Raw genomic sequence first — 18,555 nt, forward strand, 5'->3', positions numbered from 1 at the left:
AATTGTAATTATTTCTGATATTGCTTTATTTTCATGGCAAGCATGGCCTTTGCTCTGAAAAGCTGTGACGCCGAAGTGTTAGCTTTTATATTAAGCATCTCCGATATTTCCTTATGGCTCTTCCCTTCGATTACGAATAGATTGAATATCGTGCGGTACCCGTCGGGAAGTTCCCTGATGAGCCGGTATATCACTTCGGCATCCATGTCGTCGAGGCGCGGATCCTCGTAGGGAATTGATGCCTCGGCTTCGGTTATTTCCTGAAAATCTAATCGGCTGTTGCGACGTATGAATCGCAGCGTTTCGTTTATCACGATTTTCGTGAGCCATCCTTTTAAAGAACCTTCGCCCCGATACTCGAATGTATCGATGGCCGAGAATACTTTCATGAAACTTTCCTGCAGAATATCCTTTACATCCTCGGGATTGATGATATAGCGTGAGCACACAGCCGTAAGATAACGAATGTGAAGTTTATAGACAGCTTTCATGGCAGCAGTATCACCTCGGCGGACACCACTTACCAACAATCGTTCGTTGTCGTTAGCATTCACTGTCATTATCTTGAATATCGGCTTAAAGGAGAATAGGCGGGATTCCGATGAGATGGGAATCCCGCCTGCCCACGCTCCAATTATCGGGTTTTCACTTTATTGTTAACGGAGAATTCCCGAATTTTCTTGTACAGGCTTTTACTTGATGTTAATGTCGCTGAGCTGTTCGACAAGCAATTGCGGCTGCTTGCCGTCGCGCATCCTCAGGCTGAACTCCGATGTCTTTTCGCCCGAGAACGACTTCCAACGCAGTTTTATGCTTATAGTGCCGTTAAGCTCGGGAAGGCCGTTGAGATTGAATGCGATGAGTCCGTCGCCCCACTCTCCGTTAGTGTCGCCGTGAGCATTGTGACGCAGTTCAAATTCATGGGGATTTTCGGGATTAACTCCTGTGAGCAGGTTGAGCTCGTGTACTGCCGACGGATTGTTCCAACGTGTGCGCACACGCAGGGTTAAGTATCCGTCCTCGGCAACTGTAACCCAGTCACGCATAATCTCCACGGGGTCGTTACCGAATTTGGAATCATTGATGTCGGTCGTCGGCACAGGGCGCTTCGTGCGTATACTGTCAAGCCAGTTTACGTAGACCTTGCGGAAGCTGCCGCCATTTTCAGGAGCCACGGTTTCCGAGAAATTCACAAGCGCTCTCACTTCTTTCTTGCCATAAGGCGACTTAGCCATATTTACGGGCTGAAGAATAGTGTTGTCATCGAGATGCATGATGAATGATTCGTCGTCAGCCGGTTCTACTGTAACCAAGGCGGTGGGATGATACATAGCCTTATCGTCGTCATCGTCCAAACATGACTGGAATGTTACGGCCAATCCCACAAAAAGAAGCGGAGTGATGAAATGTTTAAATTTATTCATGTCTATTGTATTTGATTGGTTGTTCTATTCATTAAATCACAATGTCCCGGAATTCTTGCATCAAACAGCTATTTTTTTTCAACCGAATAATTGCAACCGAATCCCCCAAAGCAGGTTTAATTATTTTTGACAATTATATTCCATTACCATTATGTCCAAATTCGTAACTTTACATTAGTTCAAAAACATTTTATTTGGCATGAAGAAAAAAGGTACATTTGTATTAGCGGCTGCGATATTAATCAGCAGCATGATAAGTTGTGGAGTAAAGAAAAACGACCGGCCGGATGAAGAAATTTCTTCCAACGGCATGGTCCTGGACTCTGTTGAAATCTACGATTCCATAACGGCCAATGGGAGCTGCAAGGCTTTGTGCAAGATAAGCGTTATGTACCCCACAGGCGATAACACAGTCGATGACTCGGTGAGAGCCTGGATAGCCGACAGGCTGGCATATTCTTACAAAGACAATTCGACACCTTCATTCACTATAACTAAGGAGATGCAGAACAATGTGCCGGAAATGGCAAAGCTTGCTTGCGACTCGTTACTTAACTCGTCACGCCGCGATTTCAACAGCATGAAGGGATTCAGCATCAACTACACTTTCGACTATTCAATCGACACCGTGTATACTGCACCATCATATATTACCTACTGCTTCAACAGCTACTGCTATCTCGGCGGAGCGCATGGAGGCTCTATGTTCCAGCCCGCGACATTCTCCAAGGCCGACGGAACAATGTTGACATGGGACAACACGATAAAGCGTGACGATGAGCCGGCCGTTATCGCCATGATAAAGCGGGAACTCGCCAAGCAGTTTTTCACGCCTGAAAGCGGATGGACAATGGATGACGGACTGCTCGTAAGCCCCGACTCGATCAAGCTTCCCGTGACACCGCCGCTATTTGATGCCGAAGGGCTGGTGGTGACCTACCAGCAGTATGAAATATCGCCCTACGCTGCGGGAATGCCGTCATGTGTGCTGCCGCTTGACTCAATCGCTTCCAGCCTCACCCCTACCGCCAAGGCCACAGTTATGCCCGACGACGCATCGACCCGATAGCCAGCGACATTAGAGCCGGTTCGACAATAAATGTTAACGGCGGTATTTGCGCATCAGCCACGGCAACATTCGCCACAAATGAATCACGGCGGCTACCGACATAATGATGCCGAGCCAATAGTGCCACAGTCCGAGATTGGGTATCTTCACGGGCGACAACAGCTTGACAAGCCCCGTCAAAAAGACGATTGCAAGCATCACCATCAACACCTGTGAATTGATCACGGTGTAGGGATACTTCACGCTCAAAGCCTTGAATGACTTGATGTAGTTTCCCACATGGACAGCGGCAAGCGCCACCATCACAAAGCCTGTACAGTAATGCAGCATCTTCAACAAGGGACGCGGCTCTATTATTATGCCATGCTTTTTAAGGTGCAGCATTACACCCGTCGTCAGCACCACAACAAAACATAGCACCAACGCGCTGTCAATGATAGTCTTTAAGTTCTTATTCATGACTGAACGTTTACGGTTATTGTTATAACGCCCGATTGCCCTGAAGTGATTTATGCAGAACGTCGGTCGGCCACTTTGTATCTATCGGACGGCCCGAAATTTCTGAAATATAAATAAATGCACTATCTTTGCAAATCGAAATCACATCATTTATTACGACATGTCAATAGATAACATCATAGCACAAGCCGTAGCGCATGCCGTGAAGGCTCTGTACGGAGTCGATGCCTACCCGTCGTCGATAGTACCGCAAACGACCAAGAAAGAGTTTGAAGGCAATCTCACAATCGTTGTTTTCCCCTGGGTAAAGGCCGCACGCAAGTCGCCTGAAGCAGTAGGAACCGAAATAGGCGACTGGCTCGTTGCAAACGAACCCGCCGTCAATCGATTCAATGTCATCAAGGGATTCCTGAACATAGTAATCGAGCCTACCTACTTCACTTCGATGCTGCGACACATCGAGGAAACCCCCGACTACGGATTCAAGAAAGCCGATGCCGACAGTCCGCTGGTAATGGTCGAGTATTCATCGCCCAACACCAACAAGCCTCTCCATCTCGGCCACATTCGCAACAATCTCCTCGGCTACAGCCTTGCACAGATACTCAAGGCCTGCGGCAACCGTGTCGTAAAGACCAACATCGTCAACGACCGCGGAATCCATATATGCAAGTCCATGCTCGCATGGCGCAAGTGGGGCGAGGGCGCAACCCCCGAATCGACCGGAAAGAAGGGCGACCACCTCATCGGCGACTTCTATGTGCTCTTTGACAAGCACTACAAGGCCGAGCTGAAAGAGCTTATGGATAAGGGCATGACCCAGGAAGAGGCCGAAAAGGCATCGCCCCTGATGCTTGAAGCGCGTGAGATGCTGCGCCGCTGGGAGCAGAAGGACCCCGAAATACGTTCATTGTGGGAAATGATGAACAACTGGGTGTATGCCGGATTTGACGAAACCTACAAGCGACTCGGAGTCGACTTCGACAAGATATACTACGAGAGCAACACCTACCTCGAAGGAAAGGACAAAGTGCTCGAAGGTCTTGAAAAAGGCATCATGTATCGCAAGGACGACGGCTCGGTGTGGGCCGACCTTACCGATGCCGGACTCGACCACAAGCTGCTTCTGCGCAGCGACGGCACTTCGGTCTACATGACCCAGGACATAGGCACGGCAAAGCTCCGCTATCAGGACTACCCCATCGACAAGATGATATATGTCGTAGGCAATGAGCAGAACTATCACTTCCAGGTGCTCTCGCTGCTTCTCGACCGACTCGGCTTCAAGTGGGGAAAGGATCTCGTGCACTTCTCCTACGGAATGGTCGAGCTCCCCGAAGGCAAGATGAAGAGCCGCGAGGGAACAGTGGTCGACGCCGACGACCTGATGGACGAAATGATACAGGGCGCACGCGAAGTATCGGCCGAACGCGGAAAGGGCGACTTCACCCCCGAGGAGGCCGACGAGATAGCCCGCATCGTGGGAATGGGCGCGCTCAAATACTTCCTCCTCAAGGTTGACCCGCGCAAAAACATGACCTTCAACCCCAAGGAGTCGATCGACTTCAACGGCAACACAGGTCCCTTCATCCAGTACACCTACGCACGCATCCGCTCGGTGCTCCGCAAGGCCGCCGAAGCCGGATACACCGCCACAGGCTACGACATGGTAGAGCCCAACGAGAAGGAGATATCGCTCATACAGCACCTCGCCGACTTCCCCGCAACGGTAGCCGAGGCCGGACGCATATACTCGCCCGCTCTCATAGCCAACTATGTCTACGACCTCGTGAAGGAGTACAACCAGTTCTATCACGACTACACTATTCTTAACGAGCCCGATGCTGCAGTGCGCGCACTGCGACTCGCCTTGAGCCAATGCGTGGCCGGAGTCGTTCGCAGCGGAATGTCGCTGCTCGGCATCGAAGTCCCCGAAAGAATGTAATTTAACTTATTTAACACCTCTGCGATGCTACTTAATCGCAGTTAAACGTTATCTCTCTATACAACAATTATTATCAATCATGAACAATTACAACCTCAATTCCTACAACAATCAGGCCCTCGACAGTCACGTGTCAAGCGTAATGAAGCGTGTCTACGTTAAAATGTTCCTGGCCATGATTGTAACAGCGTTAGCTGCTTGGGCATGCACCATTATTCCCGGCATAGGCATGTTCCTGGTAACCCACTCATGGGTCTACTGGGGAATCGCCATCCTTGAGCTGGTGCTCGTGTTCAGCCTCTCGGGCGCCATCAACAAAATGAGTTCAAGCACTGCGTCACTGATATTCTACCTCTATTCACTGCTCAACGGTGTAACGTTTGCCTTCATCTTCATGGCCTATACCCCGGTGTCGATCTTCAAGACATTCGCCATCACGGCAGGTGTATTCGGCGCCATGAGCATCTACGGCTACTTCACCGAGCGTGACTTGACCAAGATAGGCTCATTCCTTACAATGGCCATCATAGGCTTGTTCATAGCTATGATTGTCAACATCTTCTGGGCCAACTCAACACTTGAATGGATAGTGTCGATAGCCGGTGTGATCATATTCGTAGGCCTCACAGCCTGGGACACCCAGAAAATCAAGCAGTGGGCCGAGAGCGGAATCGGAGCCACCGACGGTCGACTCGCAACCATAGGAGCGCTCACACTCTATCTCGACTTCATCAACCTCTTCTTGTTCCTGTTGAGATTCTTCGGAGCCTCATCACGCGACTAAGAGCTCGGGATTGCATCCACCACATCACAGCACCGTTGAGCCCACATGCGGCTCAACGGTGCTGTTGCATTATCGGGCTCGATTGTCATATTTCCATAATACCGCACCATCCCTTACCCGCAAAATGGATGAAATGAAAAATTTTTGCGATTTTTCAGGCGAAACTCTTGCATATATCAAATTACGTGATTAACTTTGCACTCGCAAAACGGCAGAGGCCGCAAGCATAATCTCTAAAAAATATTGGTGCGTTAGTTCAGTTGGTTAGAATACATGCCTGTCACGCATGGGGTCACGGGTTCGAGTCCCGTACGCACCGCTGAGGAGAGAGGAGAATGAGTATGCGTCAAACCTTCGGGTTTACGTTTACTCATTCTTTTTTATGCCCCTGCCTGAAGCTGCCAAGGCCCATAACTAAGGGCCAATTGGCCTAATTGCAAAAGAGTTGTTCCGTTTGGCACATCTGTCAGAGAATCTCGGCTACGGACTCCGTAAACTCAAACGTTGGCAAGAAGTAACGGGTCGACCTATACACATCGAAACAACTATCAATTCCGTCAAAGTAACATTCGACCTCCAAACGCGCGAAGCGGAAAAGTCTGGTGTCGCCACCAAAACAATCGAACGCGAACTCGCCGCACTCTCTGACATAGTACATTATGTCGGCTCTAAGAAAGGCGGCCACTGGGAAATGATTAGCAATGAATAAGCCAACAGTATGGATAATAAGTGCTTTATAAATTTGATTATATCAGCATATCCCAATGTCACGCTTACATATTTAAGCCATATCCACAAATAGCTGAACATTTCATCGACTTCTCAACTTTATTTGAGAATTTTATGTAAATTTGCTGCCTAATAAAGTTCAAAATTTATGCCAAACCGAATCATTACATCGATGTTTTGTGCCGCCGTTGCGATAGCAGCGATAGCGCAGACCGAAACGCCCGACAGCACAATTACGCAAGAGCCCAATGCCATTATCGGCCGTCCTTATAAATTATTTGACACAACAGCATTCTGCTCTTACTCAAGTTTTCACCCTTCACAGTATCTTACTGATAATAATTGGGATATTCTTTGCGCGTTTGTTCAGCCAGGAACTGTCGCCAAATTAGATTCGCTCGGCATACCGTATAGCAAAAGTCAGTTAAGGCTGCTTGAAGTCGGAGATTTGCTTTCTTCAAACAAAGGAGTTTATACGACCTCAATGAATATCTTTGGGAAATCCGAAACTACCGATATACGTAAACAATCTAAAGAGTTTGCCGACAGTATATTCCCGGAGATAGAGCCGGAGATAAAGCAGCTTATTTCTGATTTTGCCAAAGCCGGATATTCCAAACACACTTATAGTCTTATATTCTCGTATCTTCTTGACTCATACATCTGGGATGACGAGCGATTGGGCTCTCCCGTGAATTGCGAAGATCATGGCACTTGGTCGGGCGCATATTGGGCGATGTTTGAAAGCCGTTTACACGATAAAATTGGCACAAATGGCTATGGTCCGGTACTACAGAATTGGACAGACAATCTTGGATATTGGCTAAATTCCAACAAGCTTATTTCATTTGCGCGAGAAGTAATCAAGACCAAAGGCGGCCGCATTGAGAATCAAGAAGTGATAGATGCTATAGCCGGATGGGGGCTGACTGACGAAAAAGGCAATATTCTAATCCCTGTATTGCATAAAAACAACAATGATAATATAGATAATTTATGTAGGAGCATTACAAACAAATTAAGCGATGCCATTAAGAAATACTGCTCCGCATGGCATACAGCACATAATATTTCGTCGGAACGAGTTGGTCAAATTATGTTCTATCACGAAGTGATGTGGGACTTGCTTGATATACTTGAGTCAAAAGGAATGATTGCAATGCCTGCAATTCTCAAAGGCGAAGAGGTGGGCAAACAACATTTTGGCGACATCTGCTTTATCGTAATTGATGATTCCGAGCAAGAATGAACGGACAAATAATCCGGCACAAAATCAACATATTACACACAATCCATCACCTTAAATGGCCTAATTGCAAAAAAGTATGCTGAAAAGTGCTATATCGCCCATTGCTGCAAAGCGTTACACACTCTCAAAGCTTTTTGGCAAAGCTTATTGCTGCCGAAACCGGATGTGCGAATATCGACCGCTCTGTCCGGCAAAGGAAGAAGCGTTCTAAGAGCTTCATATTTCCGGGTTAAAACTCCACTTGCTTGGTGTAGTTTTTGCTGTAACATCGCATAAATCCAATTTTATTGTAGTATGGCAATTTGGTTTTGTCGCAAAAATATTATAAATTTGCGACAAAACCATTGCAAATATCAAATGCAATCTATTGAGGACAGAATAATTACAAGCATATCAAAGCGCGGAAGAGGCACAATAGTATCACCTCTCGATTACGCAGGATATGGCGATTCAAAGGCCGTTCAAAAAGCCTTTGAACGGCTGGCTGTTTCCCAAAAACTTATAAGGGTGGCACGTGGTATATATTGTTATCCCAAAATTGACAAGGCTTTGGGATTGGGTGTGCTTTATCCTACCTTTGAAGAGATTGCCGCTGCTATTGCCCGGCGCGACAAGGCGAAGATTGTACCGACCGGGATATATGCGCTAAATAAACTTGGGTTGTCAACACAGCTGCCTATGAATGTCGTTTACCTTACCGACGGCTCATCTCGTAAGGTAAAGCTTGACGGAGAAAGGGGTATTCAATTCAAGCATACGGCGAAAAAGAATCTGGCATTTCAAAACGATTTTGCCATGCTCCTTACATTCGCACTCCGTGAAATCGGAGAGAACAATCTTACAGCTGAACAGTTGGCGCATGTGCAGGAGTTGATTAAGAGCGTACCAATTGAAACTATAAAAAAGGATTTTGCTCTAATCCCGGCATGGATTCGTAAAATAATACTTGCATCCTATGAATAAGTTTCTGACACTTACCGAGGCTCAACGCCGCACTGTATTTGAACAGACGGCGATAAGAATCAAACTCCCCGTCGCCTCTATCGAGAAAGACTTTTGGGTGACAGAGATACTCAACATTCTTTTCTCGCTGCCATACGCTGACAAGATGGTATTCAAGGGTGGCACATCACTTAGTAAGATATGGGGTGTTATCCGACGGTTTTCTGAGGATATAGATATTGCGATTGACCGCAGTATGTTCGGAATAGAGGGAGATGTCACAAAGAAACAGTTAAAGAAACTTCGTAAAGCCTCCTCTATATTTGTGAGAGATACATTTGCCAACGACCTCATAGCGACAACAGAACAGACGGGATTGAGCGATTTCGTTACCATAAAAGCAGACCCGGATGGAGAAGGCGATGCCACATACCCGGAACCCCGTCAGATTCATATAATCTATAAATCGGTATTGCCTTCCGGCACAAATCCATATCTACGCGATGAGGTGTTGTTGGAAGTGGGAGCGCGCTCATTATTTGAACCGACCGCTAAAGCCAAGATTGAATCATTTGTAACCGCAGCCTACCCGCATCTGACATCAAACGACAAGGAAATTCAGGTCGTCACAGCCGTCGCTGAGAAAACATTTCTTGAAAAGGCGTTTCTATTGCATGAGCTGTTCACGACCGAGGGTTGTCGTAATGCCAACCGCAAGTCAAGGCACCTTTATGACCTGTAAAAGATGCTTGAAGCCGGTATTGCAGACATGGCCATCCCAAATAATGAACTATGGGAAACCATACGCCACCATCGGGAAGTGTTCACTTCAATTCGAGATGTTGACTATACACCGGATGTTCGCAAACGGATTGCCCTCACTCCCCCTGAAAGCGTCATAGAGGACTGGAGAAACGACTACGACACAATGGTCGCGAACATGATTTATGAAGATAAAGTTCCAACATTCTCCGACATCCTTGCAGGTGCAACAAAAATAGAAAGCAAATTCAAAACACTCTAACTGTATGTGTTTTCATCTACAGGACATCAGCATATTACATACAATCCATCACCTTAAATGTCCACGCTGCCGAAAACATGAAAGTAGGGCAATAAAAAAGCGGGTTCAGATTGGAATCTGAACCCGCTCGTGGGTGGAGTATAGCGGACTCGAACCGCTCACCTCGACACTGCCAGTGTCGCGCTCTAGCCAGATGAGCTAATACCCCTTATTGCTCGGCAAAGGTAATGCAAAAATATCAGTTACGCAAGTGTTGGCGCGAAAAAAATAACAGTCATTATGACGAGAAACTGAAAAAGCGGCGCGGTCATCCCAAGAATAATGAATCAGGCCGTCGCGCGACAAATTTTGAGAGGGCAAAAATTTGGGTGACGAAGTTAAAAGTCGTAAATTTGCAGCCAAGACCAAGTAATCTCGGAAAATAATATATGAAAAAGGTTTTGCTACTCGGTTCCGGAGCCCTTAAGATAGGGCAAGCGGGCGAATTTGACTACTCGGGTTCGCAGGCCCTGAAGGCATTGCGCGAAGAAGGTATCTCAACAGTTCTCATCAACCCCAACATCGCTACTATCCAGACTTCGGAAGGCGTAGCCGACCGGGTTTATTTCCTTCCCATTACTCCATATTTTGTCGAGGAGGTTATAAAGAAGGAGCGTCCCGACGGCATTCTCCTTGCATTCGGCGGACAGACCGCGCTCAACTGCGGCACGGAGCTCTACCTCAACGGCACGCTCGACCGCTACGGAGTGAAAGTGCTCGGTACCTCGGTAGAGGCAATCATGATAACCGAGGACCGCGACCTCTTTGTAAAGAAGCTCAATGAAATCGAAGTCAAGACTCCCGTATCACAGGCTGTAGAAACCATCGGCGACGCCATCGAGGTAGCCCACCGCATAGGCTTCCCGGTTATGGTGCGCTCGGGATACGCTCTCGGAGGCCTCGGTTCAGGCATCTGCTACAACGACGAGGAGTTCCGCACTCACTGCGAAAGTGCCCTCGCCTACTCCAAGCAGATTCTCGTCGAGGAGTCGCTCAAGGGATGGAAGGAGATTGAATTTGAGGTGATACGCGACGCCAACGACCACTGCTTCACCGTGGTGCCGATGGAAAACTTCGACCCGCTGGGCATCCACACCGGCGAATCAATCGTTGTCGCTCCCATTGTGTCGCTCACTCCCGACCAGATCAAGATGCTTGAGGACATCGCCACCCGCGTTGTGCGTCACATAGGCATCGTGGGCGAGTGCAACATCCAGTATGCATTCAACGCCGAAACCAACGATTACCGCATCATCGAGATAAACGCCCGCCTGAGCCGCTCGTCGGCGCTTGCATCGAAAGCATCGGGCTATCCCCTTGCATTCGTAGCCGCAAAGCTTGCTCTCGGATATACTCTCGACCAGATTGGCGAGATGGGCACCCCCAACTCAGCCTACGTGGCTCCCAAGGTCGACTACATGATCGTGAAGATACCCCGCTGGGACTTGACAAAATTTGTAGGCGTCGACCGCGAAATCGGTTCGTCGATGAAGTCGGTAGGCGAAATCATGTCGATAGGCAAGTCATTTGAGGAGATCATGCAGAAGGGTCTTCGCATGATCGGCCAGGGCATGCACGGATTTGTAGGCAACAACGACATCCACTTCGACGACCTTGACAATGCGCTGACACACCCCACCGACCTTCGTGTATTCGCCATAGCACAGGCTCTCGAAGAGGGCTATACAATCGACCGCATCGAAGAGCTGACCAAGATCGACAAGTGGTTTATCGAGCGGTTAAACAACATCGTCACCTATGCAGCCAAGCTGAAAGAGTATGACAAAATCGAGGATCTGCCGCGCGAAGTGCTCCACGAAGCCAAGCGTCTTGGATTCTCCGACTTCCAGATAGCCCGCCTTGTGGAGAACCCCGAAGGCACCATGGAGAGCGAAGTGCTGCGTGTGCGCGCTCACCGCAAGTCGCTTGAAGTGCTTCCCAAGGTGCGTCGCATCAACACCGTCGCATCAGAATACCCCGACCTCACCAACTACCTATATGTCACCTATGGTGCCGATGAGAACTCAATACGTTACGACCTTAACGCCGGCAACAACATCGTGGTGCTCGGCTCGGGTGCCTACCGCATCGGTAGCTCGGTAGAGTTTGACTGGTGCTCGGTAAATGCAGCCAGCACCTGCCGCAAGCTCGGCTACAAGTCGATAATGATCAACTACAACCCCGAAACCGTGTCGACCGACTACGACATGTGCGACCGCCTCTACTTCGATGAGCTCAGCTTTGAGCGCGTCATGGACATCATCGACCTCGAGGCACCCCGCGGAGTCATCGTGAGCGTGGGCGGACAGATACCCAACAACCTTGCGATGAAGCTCTATCGCCGTCACGTGCCCGTGCTCGGCACATCGCCCATATCGATTGACCGCGCCGAAAACCGCCATAAGTTCTCGGCCATGCTCGATCAGCTCGGCATCGACCAGCCGCGTTGGAAGGAGCTCACCACCACCGAGGACATCGACAGCTTTGTCGAGGAGGTAGGATTCCCGGTTCTCATCCGTCCAAGCTACGTGCTGTCAGGCGCAGCCATGAACGTGTGCTACGACTACGAGCAGATGCACCGCTTCCTCGGACAGGCCGCCAAGGTTTCTAAAGAGTACCCTGTAGTCGTTTCCGAATTCCTCCAGAACGCCAAGGAGATCGAGTTTGACGCCGTTGCACGTAACGGCGAGATCGTTGAATACGCCATCTCGGAGCACATCGAGTTTGCCGGAGTTCACTCGGGCGACGCCACACTCGTGTTCCCCGCTCAGAAGATATACCTCGCCACCGCACGACGCATCAAGCGCATCAGCGCACAGATAGCCCGCGAGCTCAACATTTCGGGTCCGTTCAACATCCAGTACCTGGCCAAGGACAACGATGTAAAGGTAATCGAGTGCAATCTCCGCGCTTCGCGTTCGTTCCCCTTCGTCAGCAAGGTGCTCAAGCAGAATTTCATCGAAACCGCAACACGCATCATGCTCGGCGAGAAGATTGAGCCCATAAATTCATCGACATTCGACATTGACTACATCGGCATCAAGGCTTCGCAATTCTCATTTGCCCGTCTTCACAAGGCCGACCCGGTTCTGGGCGTCGACATGTCGTCGACCGGCGAAGTAGGCTGCCTCGGCAAGGACTTTGACGAAGCGTTGCTCAACGCCATGATTTCAGTTGGCCACCACGTACCCAACGGTGCCGTCCTCGTAAGCTCGGGCGATGTACGCGGCAAGGTTGACATGCTCGACGCATGCCGCCTGCTCGACGAAAACGGCTACAAGATATATGCCACCGAAGGCACCGCACGCTTCCTCAACAACAACGGCATCGAGGCACAGGCTGTGTGCTGGCCCGACGAGGAGGGCGAAAACGTGCTCGACCTCATAGCCGGACACGGTGTCGACCTTATCATCAACATTCCCAAGAACCACACCAAGCGTGAGCTCACCAACGGCTACCGCATACGCCGCTGGGCCATCGACCACAACATCCCGCTGCTCACCAACGCCCGACTTGCAAGCGCCTACGTAAAGGCCTTCATCAACAAGCCGGTCGACAAGCTCGGCATCACATCATGGCAGGAGTATTGATGACACTCTCTCCAAGTTAGAGTTATTCATGTTTAATTTTTGCGAAACGCTCCGTGATGCAGCCATCGACAATGCATCACGGAGCGTTTTGTAATGTAAGAGCCGGTTCGACAATAAATGTTAACGGCAGGGCGGTCAATTGTTGAGTGATTTTTCTTTAGCTCTTGAGGAAGCGATGGGGCTCCATCGTGACCGAAAGAGCTAAAGAAAAGCGCCAACGAGTGGCCGAGGCGAAGGTAACTTTCGTCCCATCAAATATCTGGGCAGCATCTTCCACTGACATCCGGTGTAAACCAGATATGCAATAGCCGTGAACATCTTATAGAGGTCTGTCCGTTCCTTTCCATGGAAGCCTGACAAAAACTTACGGATGCGCTTCCGCCGGCAATGCTTAAACTTTATTTTCATGGAGCCAATGATTTATGTTACTGAGATATAACACAAATCAAACCTTTTCCCCTTTTGTTTGAACCGAAATTACCATCGCCTCGCATATTGCGGGCGCTTTTCGGACTGTTTGTCAGTCGTGTACATCCGGTACACTCCTTCCTCGCAGACCAAAAATCGCTCCGCACTATGCGACCCTTCCGTTAACATTTATTGTCGAACCGGCTCTAAAGCCGGCATTATCCGGTCATATTGCCTCTTTTGCGAGAACCAAAATGCACCGGTGAGCATTTTTTTAGTCATAGCAGCATAAAAATGTCAAAAATTCTGGCTAAGTTTGTATGTTAATATAACGTAGTAATATCGTGGCGCCAATGAATAAAGTAAAACCAAAGAAGGCCTTGGGTCAGCACTTCCTGACCGATGAAACGATTGCCGCTCGCATAGCCGCGACACTTGACGACTACAAGGGAATGCCCGTGCTTGAAGTGGGCCCCGGAATGGGTGTCCTCACCAAGTATCTTCTGGACTACGGACACGATGTGACCGTGGTTGAAATCGACGAAGAGAGCGTCGACTACCTGAATCAGAATTTTCCATCGCTTCACGGTCGCATACTTGGCGACGATTTCCTGAAGATGGACCTTGCCAAGGTGATGGGCGACCGGCAATTCTGCGTCATAGGCAACTACCCCTACAACATATCATCGCAGATATTTTTCAAGGTCCTCGACTACAAGGATCTCATACCCTGCTGCTCGGGGATGTTGCAGAAGGAGGTCGCCGAGCGACTCGCCGCCGCTCCCGGCTCCAAAGTCTACGGCATATTGAGCGTACTGCTTCAGGCATGGTACGATATCGAGTATCTGTTTACTGTCAATGAAAATGTGTTCAATCCTCCGCCCAAGGTGAAGTCGGGCGTCATCAGGATGAAGCGCAACGATGTCACGCAGCTCGGCTGTGACGAGAAGCTGTTCCGCACTATCGTCAAGACAACCTTCGGACAGCGTCGCAAGACACTGCGCAACTCCATACGCGGACTTTTGCCGCCCGGATGCGTGCTGCCCGACCTGCCGGTGTGGGGACAGCGACCCGAGCAACTGAGCGTGCAGGAATTTATCAATCTCACCAATGTCGTCACGGCTATTCGCGGTGGCGTTGAAAAATAAACGATGAAAGAGTTTAACCCCGAATATCTTGACCGCCTGAAGTACATCATTAGCGAGCACGACGAGGCGGAGGCTCGAAAGGAGTTGGCCGATCTGCATCCGGCCGACATTGCCGAGCTATATCAGGACCTCGATCTCGAGGAGGCTGAATTCCTTTACAGACTCCTTGATGATGAAACCAAGGCCGATGTGCTCATGGAGCTTGACGAGGACGACCGTCACAAGCTGTTGAGCGCAATGCCAGCCGAGGACATTGCCCGACAGGTTATCGACCACCTCGACACCGACGACGCCGTCGACATTATCCAGGAGCTCGACGAGGAGGACCGTGACGAAATTTTGTCACACATCGACGATGTGGAACAGGCCGGCGACATCATCGACCTCTTGAAATATGACGAGGACACGGCCGGTGGTCTTATGGGCACCGAGATGATTGTCGTGAACGAGAACTGGAGTATGCCGCAATGCGTGCAGGAGATGCGCAAGCAGGCCGAAGATCTCGATGAAATCTACTACGTGTATGTGGTCGACAACGACTACAAGCTGCGCGGTGTGTTCCCGCTGAAAAAGATGATAACCCACCCGTCGGTGTCCAAGATAAAACACGTTATGGAAACCGACCCCGTATCGGTGAAGACCGACACGCCCATCGACGACCTTACGCTCGACTTCGAGAAGTACAACCTTGTGGCAATGCCCGTGGTCGACTCCATAGGGCGACTCGTGGGGCAGATTACAGTCGACGACGTCATGGACGAAGCGCGTGAACAGAGCGAACGTGACTACCAGTTGGCATCAGGTCTTTCGGGCGATGTGGAGAGCGACGACACGCTTTTCCATCAGACACGCGCCCGACTCCCCTGGCTGCTGATAGGAATGCTCGGCGGAATCGGGAACTCTCTTATCCTCGGACATTTCGAAAGCGGATTTGCCGTCAACCCCGCCATGGCGCTGTTCATCCCCCTCATCGGCGGCACCGGAGGAAACGTGGGTATACAGTCGTCGGCAATCATTGTCCAGGGACTTGCCAACGGCTCGCTCGACATCAAGAGCTCGACCAAGCAGCTCTTTAAGGAACTCGGAGTGGGATTGCTCAACGGATGCATCATCTCGCTGCTGGTGTTTATCTACAATGTGTTTACGCTCGGCCCTTCGCAGGTCACCACGGTTGCAGTATCGTTGTCGCTATTTGCGGTGGTGGTGTTTGCATCGATTTTCGGCACATTCGTCCCGTTGACTCTTGAGCGGTTCAAGATCGACCCGGCGCTTGCCACAGGGCCCTTCATATCGATTACCAACGACATTATCGGCATGGTCATCTACATGTCGATAAGCTCGGCACTGCTTGCGGCATTCGGAACCGCCGTTTAATCCTTTTTGGCTCGATTTTTGTTATTAACTTATATTACAATTAAGTATATCACACTATAAAAACTGAATAAATTATGGAAAAGATTGAACCCGGCAAATATGTCGAGATGGTATATGACCTCTACGTAGTGGAGCCCGACGGCGAGAAGCTTGTTCATCAGGTTGATGCCGAAGCTCCCGAGAAGATAATATTCGGCGTTACTCGCGGTGTCATTGTTCCGCTTGAAAAGGCCATCGAAGGCTTGACAACAGGCGACGCATTTGATGTCAAGGTATCGGCAGCCGAAGGATTCGGAGCTCACGACCCCGAGCAGGTGGCTCACCTTGAGAAGGAGCTGTTTGAGGTCGACGGAAAGTTTGACTCCGAGCTTGTAAAGGTAGGTGCCACAGTGCCTATGATGACAGCCGACGGATATCGCATCGACGGCAAGGTGATTGAAATCACCGACAAGGAGGTGGTAATGGACTTCAATCATCCTCTTGCTGGCAAGGACACCCGCTTTGTAGGCAAGATCGGTGTAGTACGCGAAGCAACTCCCGAAGAGCTGCAGCCGGCTCACGGTTGTGGTGGATGCGGTTGCGGCGACCACGGTTGTGGCGACGGATGCGGTGATGGTTGCGGCGACCACGGTTGTGGCGACGGATGCTGCAAGTAAGCTCCCTGTAATTGGTTTTCAATCCATCGAAACATGGTTCTGATCAATTGCCACAGCTTCTATGGATTATCTTGAGATAGTAGGCACGGCAATAGGCGTTGCCTATCTATACCTGGAATATAAAGCAAGTATATGGCTATGGACAGCCGGCATAATCATGCCGGCTGTCTATCTTGTTGTCTACTACCGGGCCGGACTTTATGCCGACTTCGGTATAAACGTGTACTATCTTTTAGCTTCGTTCTACGGACTGGCGTGCTGGCTTAAAAGCTCCCCCGCCACCGATAAGGGCAAGGAGCCTGAGCTTCCCGTAAGGCGCACTCCGGTTCATCTCTACCCGAGGCTGGCGGTTGTATTCTTGGTTCTCTTTGTGGCTATAGCCCTGATTCTGATAGAATTTACCGACAGTAATGTGCCCTGGGCCGACAGCTTCACTACAGCACTGAGCATCGTCGCTATGTGGATGCTTGCCAAGAAGTATGCCGAGCAGTGGCTCGTGTGGATATTGATCGACATAGTAAGCAGCGGCCTGTACGTATATAAAAGCCTCTATTTCACAGCCGCACTGTATGCGGTATATGCTGTCATCGCAATATTCGGTTATAGAAAATGGTTACAACTTGCAAAAACGAATCAATGCTGTCAGTCAATGACTTCAAGCCCGAAGCCGTAATTGTAGGAGCCGGCGAGTTCCCGAGCCATCCCATACCTCTTAAATGGCTTGAGGGATGCCAACGGGTCGTGTGCTGCGACGGAGCGGCCGACCGATATCTGGAAACCGGCATGCCTATATGGCGCATCGTAGGCGACTGCGACTCTTTGTCGCCCGAAAATAGCCTGCGCCATGCCCCGATTATAAGACGATTTGCCGACCAGGAAACCAACGACCAGACCAAGGCAGCCCTATATCTGCACGGAAAAGGCTACAACCACATTGCCATCATAGCCGCCACCGGCATGAGGGAGGATCACACCCTCGGCAACATCAGCCTGCTCATCGACTACATGAGGCAGGGCATCGACGCGCGCATCTATACCGACTATGGCGTATTCATCCCCGTTTCCGGGAACGCTTCATTCCGGTGTCCCGCAGGCACGCGAGTGTCAATATTCAGCTTTGGAGCAACGAAATTCCGCGCCGAAGGATTGCGCTATCCACTCCACGACTTTACAAGCTGGTGGCAGGGCACACTCAACGACACCGTCAACGACGACTTCTCAATAGAAGCCGACGGCGACTACCTCGTATTCATAAACTACGAAAAATAATCACTCTACACTAATCAACATTGATGACAAGCTCGATGCTTGATTCATCGTAGGTCTTGGGTATCACATAAGCCTCGGCTATGTCGGTAACAACTGCAGTAATATCTCTTCTTACAAGTATATTAAGAATGTACTTCCCGTTGCTGTAACTCAATCCGTAGTTTAGTTTCTTGATACCATAGTATATTGTCGATTTCACTATCAGCAGTGTGTGCTTGTTGAAGTCCACCTTGGTTGGATTTGCCGATTCCCCCACTATCCGGGTCAACTCCGCCTGGTCGTTGACCAAGACAGGCTCGTCAATCGGGCAGTTCAGCTCCGAAGCACTTACCGGTAACTTATATTCATGCCATGTAAACTCATCCTCATCGTCGGAGCACGACATCGTGACAAATGCCGTCATCACACACAAAAGCACAATCAGATACTTTAGTTTCATATATATT

Annotated in this window: 18 protein-coding genes and 2 tRNA genes; 15 read left to right on the top strand and 5 right to left on the bottom strand. The window is 49.7% G+C overall.

Annotated elements, in window-relative coordinates:
• Positions 1-8: 8 nt before the first annotated feature.
• Positions 9-560: an RNA polymerase sigma factor gene (locus E5354_RS06780; protein ID WP_135946868.1), complete on the bottom strand. Its 552-nt coding sequence runs from the start codon at positions 558-560 to the stop codon at positions 9-11.
• A gap of 132 nt (positions 561-692) precedes the next feature.
• Positions 693-1,424 (bottom strand): NigD-like protein, encoded by a 732-nt coding sequence (locus E5354_RS06785; RefSeq protein ID WP_123394729.1) that lies wholly within the window; start codon positions 1,422-1,424, stop codon positions 693-695.
• Between the two features lie 199 nt (positions 1,425-1,623).
• Here E5354_RS06785 and E5354_RS06790 point away from each other — a divergent pair, with 199 nt between their 5' ends.
• Positions 1,624-2,493 carry an RsiV family protein gene (locus tag E5354_RS06790; RefSeq protein WP_135946869.1) on the top strand — a complete coding sequence of 290 codons (870 nt, stop codon included), beginning with the start codon at positions 1,624-1,626 and terminating at the stop codon, positions 2,491-2,493.
• A 33-nt stretch (positions 2,494-2,526) separates the two neighbouring features.
• On the opposite strand, the gene E5354_RS06795 is transcribed toward E5354_RS06790, so the two are convergent.
• The gene (locus E5354_RS06795; protein WP_135946870.1) at positions 2,527-2,952 is read right to left on the bottom strand and encodes a DUF4405 domain-containing protein; all 426 of its coding nucleotides are present in this window, start codon (positions 2,950-2,952) and stop codon (positions 2,527-2,529) included.
• Positions 2,953-3,112: 160 nt separating this feature from the next.
• Here E5354_RS06795 and argS point away from each other — a divergent pair, with 160 nt between their 5' ends.
• The 8 genes from argS (at position 3,113) to E5354_RS14425 (ending at position 9,625) form a co-directional block, all read left to right on the top strand.
• Positions 3,113-4,897 (top strand): arginine--tRNA ligase, encoded by a 1,785-nt coding sequence (gene argS, locus E5354_RS06800; protein WP_135946871.1) that lies wholly within the window; start codon positions 3,113-3,115, stop codon positions 4,895-4,897.
• 79 nt (positions 4,898-4,976) lie between these two features.
• Positions 4,977-5,681 carry a Bax inhibitor-1 family protein gene (locus tag E5354_RS06805; protein ID WP_135946872.1) on the top strand — a complete coding sequence of 235 codons (705 nt, stop codon included), beginning with the start codon at positions 4,977-4,979 and terminating at the stop codon, positions 5,679-5,681.
• Between the two features lie 245 nt (positions 5,682-5,926).
• Positions 5,927-6,000, top strand: a tRNA-Asp gene (locus E5354_RS06810).
• A 135-nt stretch (positions 6,001-6,135) separates the two neighbouring features.
• Positions 6,136-6,390, top strand: a complete 255-nt coding sequence (locus E5354_RS06815; protein ID WP_135946873.1) for a hypothetical protein — start codon at positions 6,136-6,138, stop codon at positions 6,388-6,390.
• Between the two features lie 168 nt (positions 6,391-6,558).
• The gene (locus tag E5354_RS06820) at positions 6,559-7,659 is read left to right on the top strand and encodes a hypothetical protein (RefSeq protein WP_135946874.1); all 1,101 of its coding nucleotides are present in this window, start codon (positions 6,559-6,561) and stop codon (positions 7,657-7,659) included.
• Between the two features lie 294 nt (positions 7,660-7,953).
• The gene (locus tag E5354_RS06825; RefSeq protein ID WP_238337188.1) at positions 7,954-8,622 is read left to right on the top strand and encodes a DUF6088 family protein; all 669 of its coding nucleotides are present in this window, start codon (positions 7,954-7,956) and stop codon (positions 8,620-8,622) included.
• Positions 8,615-9,343 carry a nucleotidyl transferase AbiEii/AbiGii toxin family protein gene (locus E5354_RS06830; RefSeq protein WP_317130409.1) on the top strand — a complete coding sequence of 243 codons (729 nt, stop codon included), beginning with the start codon at positions 8,615-8,617 and terminating at the stop codon, positions 9,341-9,343. Before E5354_RS06825 ends, E5354_RS06830 begins: the two co-directional genes overlap by 8 nt.
• Positions 9,344-9,346: 3 nt before the next feature.
• On the top strand, positions 9,347-9,625 hold the full coding sequence (locus tag E5354_RS14425; RefSeq protein WP_317130410.1) for a hypothetical protein: 279 nt from the start codon (positions 9,347-9,349) through the stop codon (positions 9,623-9,625).
• Positions 9,626-9,759: 134 nt separating this feature from the next.
• On the opposite strand, the gene E5354_RS06835 is transcribed toward E5354_RS14425, so the two are convergent.
• Positions 9,760-9,833 (bottom strand) — tRNA-Ala (locus E5354_RS06835).
• A gap of 220 nt (positions 9,834-10,053) precedes the next feature.
• On the opposite strand from E5354_RS06835, the gene carB reads away from it, so the two are divergent.
• From carB to E5354_RS06870, 6 genes are all read left to right on the top strand, one after another.
• Positions 10,054-13,254 carry a carbamoyl-phosphate synthase (glutamine-hydrolyzing) large subunit gene (gene carB / locus E5354_RS06840; RefSeq protein ID WP_135946875.1) on the top strand — a complete coding sequence of 1,067 codons (3,201 nt, stop codon included), beginning with the start codon at positions 10,054-10,056 and terminating at the stop codon, positions 13,252-13,254.
• A 761-nt stretch (positions 13,255-14,015) separates the two neighbouring features.
• A complete protein-coding gene (rsmA, locus tag E5354_RS06850) occupies positions 14,016-14,810 on the top strand; it encodes a 16S rRNA (adenine(1518)-N(6)/adenine(1519)-N(6))-dimethyltransferase RsmA (RefSeq protein WP_135946877.1) in 795 nt (264 codons plus the stop codon).
• Positions 14,811-14,813: 3 nt separating this feature from the next.
• Positions 14,814-16,184 carry a magnesium transporter gene (gene mgtE, locus E5354_RS06855; RefSeq protein ID WP_135946878.1) on the top strand — a complete coding sequence of 457 codons (1,371 nt, stop codon included), beginning with the start codon at positions 14,814-14,816 and terminating at the stop codon, positions 16,182-16,184.
• Between the two features lie 74 nt (positions 16,185-16,258).
• On the top strand, positions 16,259-16,840 hold the full coding sequence (locus tag E5354_RS06860) for a peptidylprolyl isomerase (RefSeq protein ID WP_135946879.1): 582 nt from the start codon (positions 16,259-16,261) through the stop codon (positions 16,838-16,840).
• A 61-nt stretch (positions 16,841-16,901) separates the two neighbouring features.
• Positions 16,902-17,513, top strand: a complete 612-nt coding sequence (gene pnuC, locus E5354_RS06865) for a nicotinamide riboside transporter PnuC (protein WP_135946880.1) — start codon at positions 16,902-16,904, stop codon at positions 17,511-17,513.
• Positions 17,477-18,109, top strand: coding sequence for a thiamine diphosphokinase (locus E5354_RS06870; protein ID WP_123395387.1), 633 nt, complete (start codon positions 17,477-17,479; stop codon positions 18,107-18,109). The genes pnuC and E5354_RS06870 overlap by 37 nt, the downstream gene beginning before the upstream one ends.
• 10 nt (positions 18,110-18,119) lie before the next feature.
• Here E5354_RS06870 and E5354_RS06875 read toward each other — a convergent pair whose 3' ends face one another.
• Entirely contained in the window at positions 18,120-18,548 is a 429-nt protein-coding gene (locus E5354_RS06875) for a hypothetical protein (RefSeq protein WP_123394740.1), read from the bottom strand.
• Between the last annotated feature and the right edge of the window lie 7 nt (positions 18,549-18,555).

Origin of the sequence: Muribaculum sp. NM65_B17, assembly GCF_004793735.1 — a bacterium.
Taxonomy (GTDB): domain Bacteria; phylum Bacteroidota; class Bacteroidia; order Bacteroidales; family Muribaculaceae; genus Muribaculum; species Muribaculum gordoncarteri.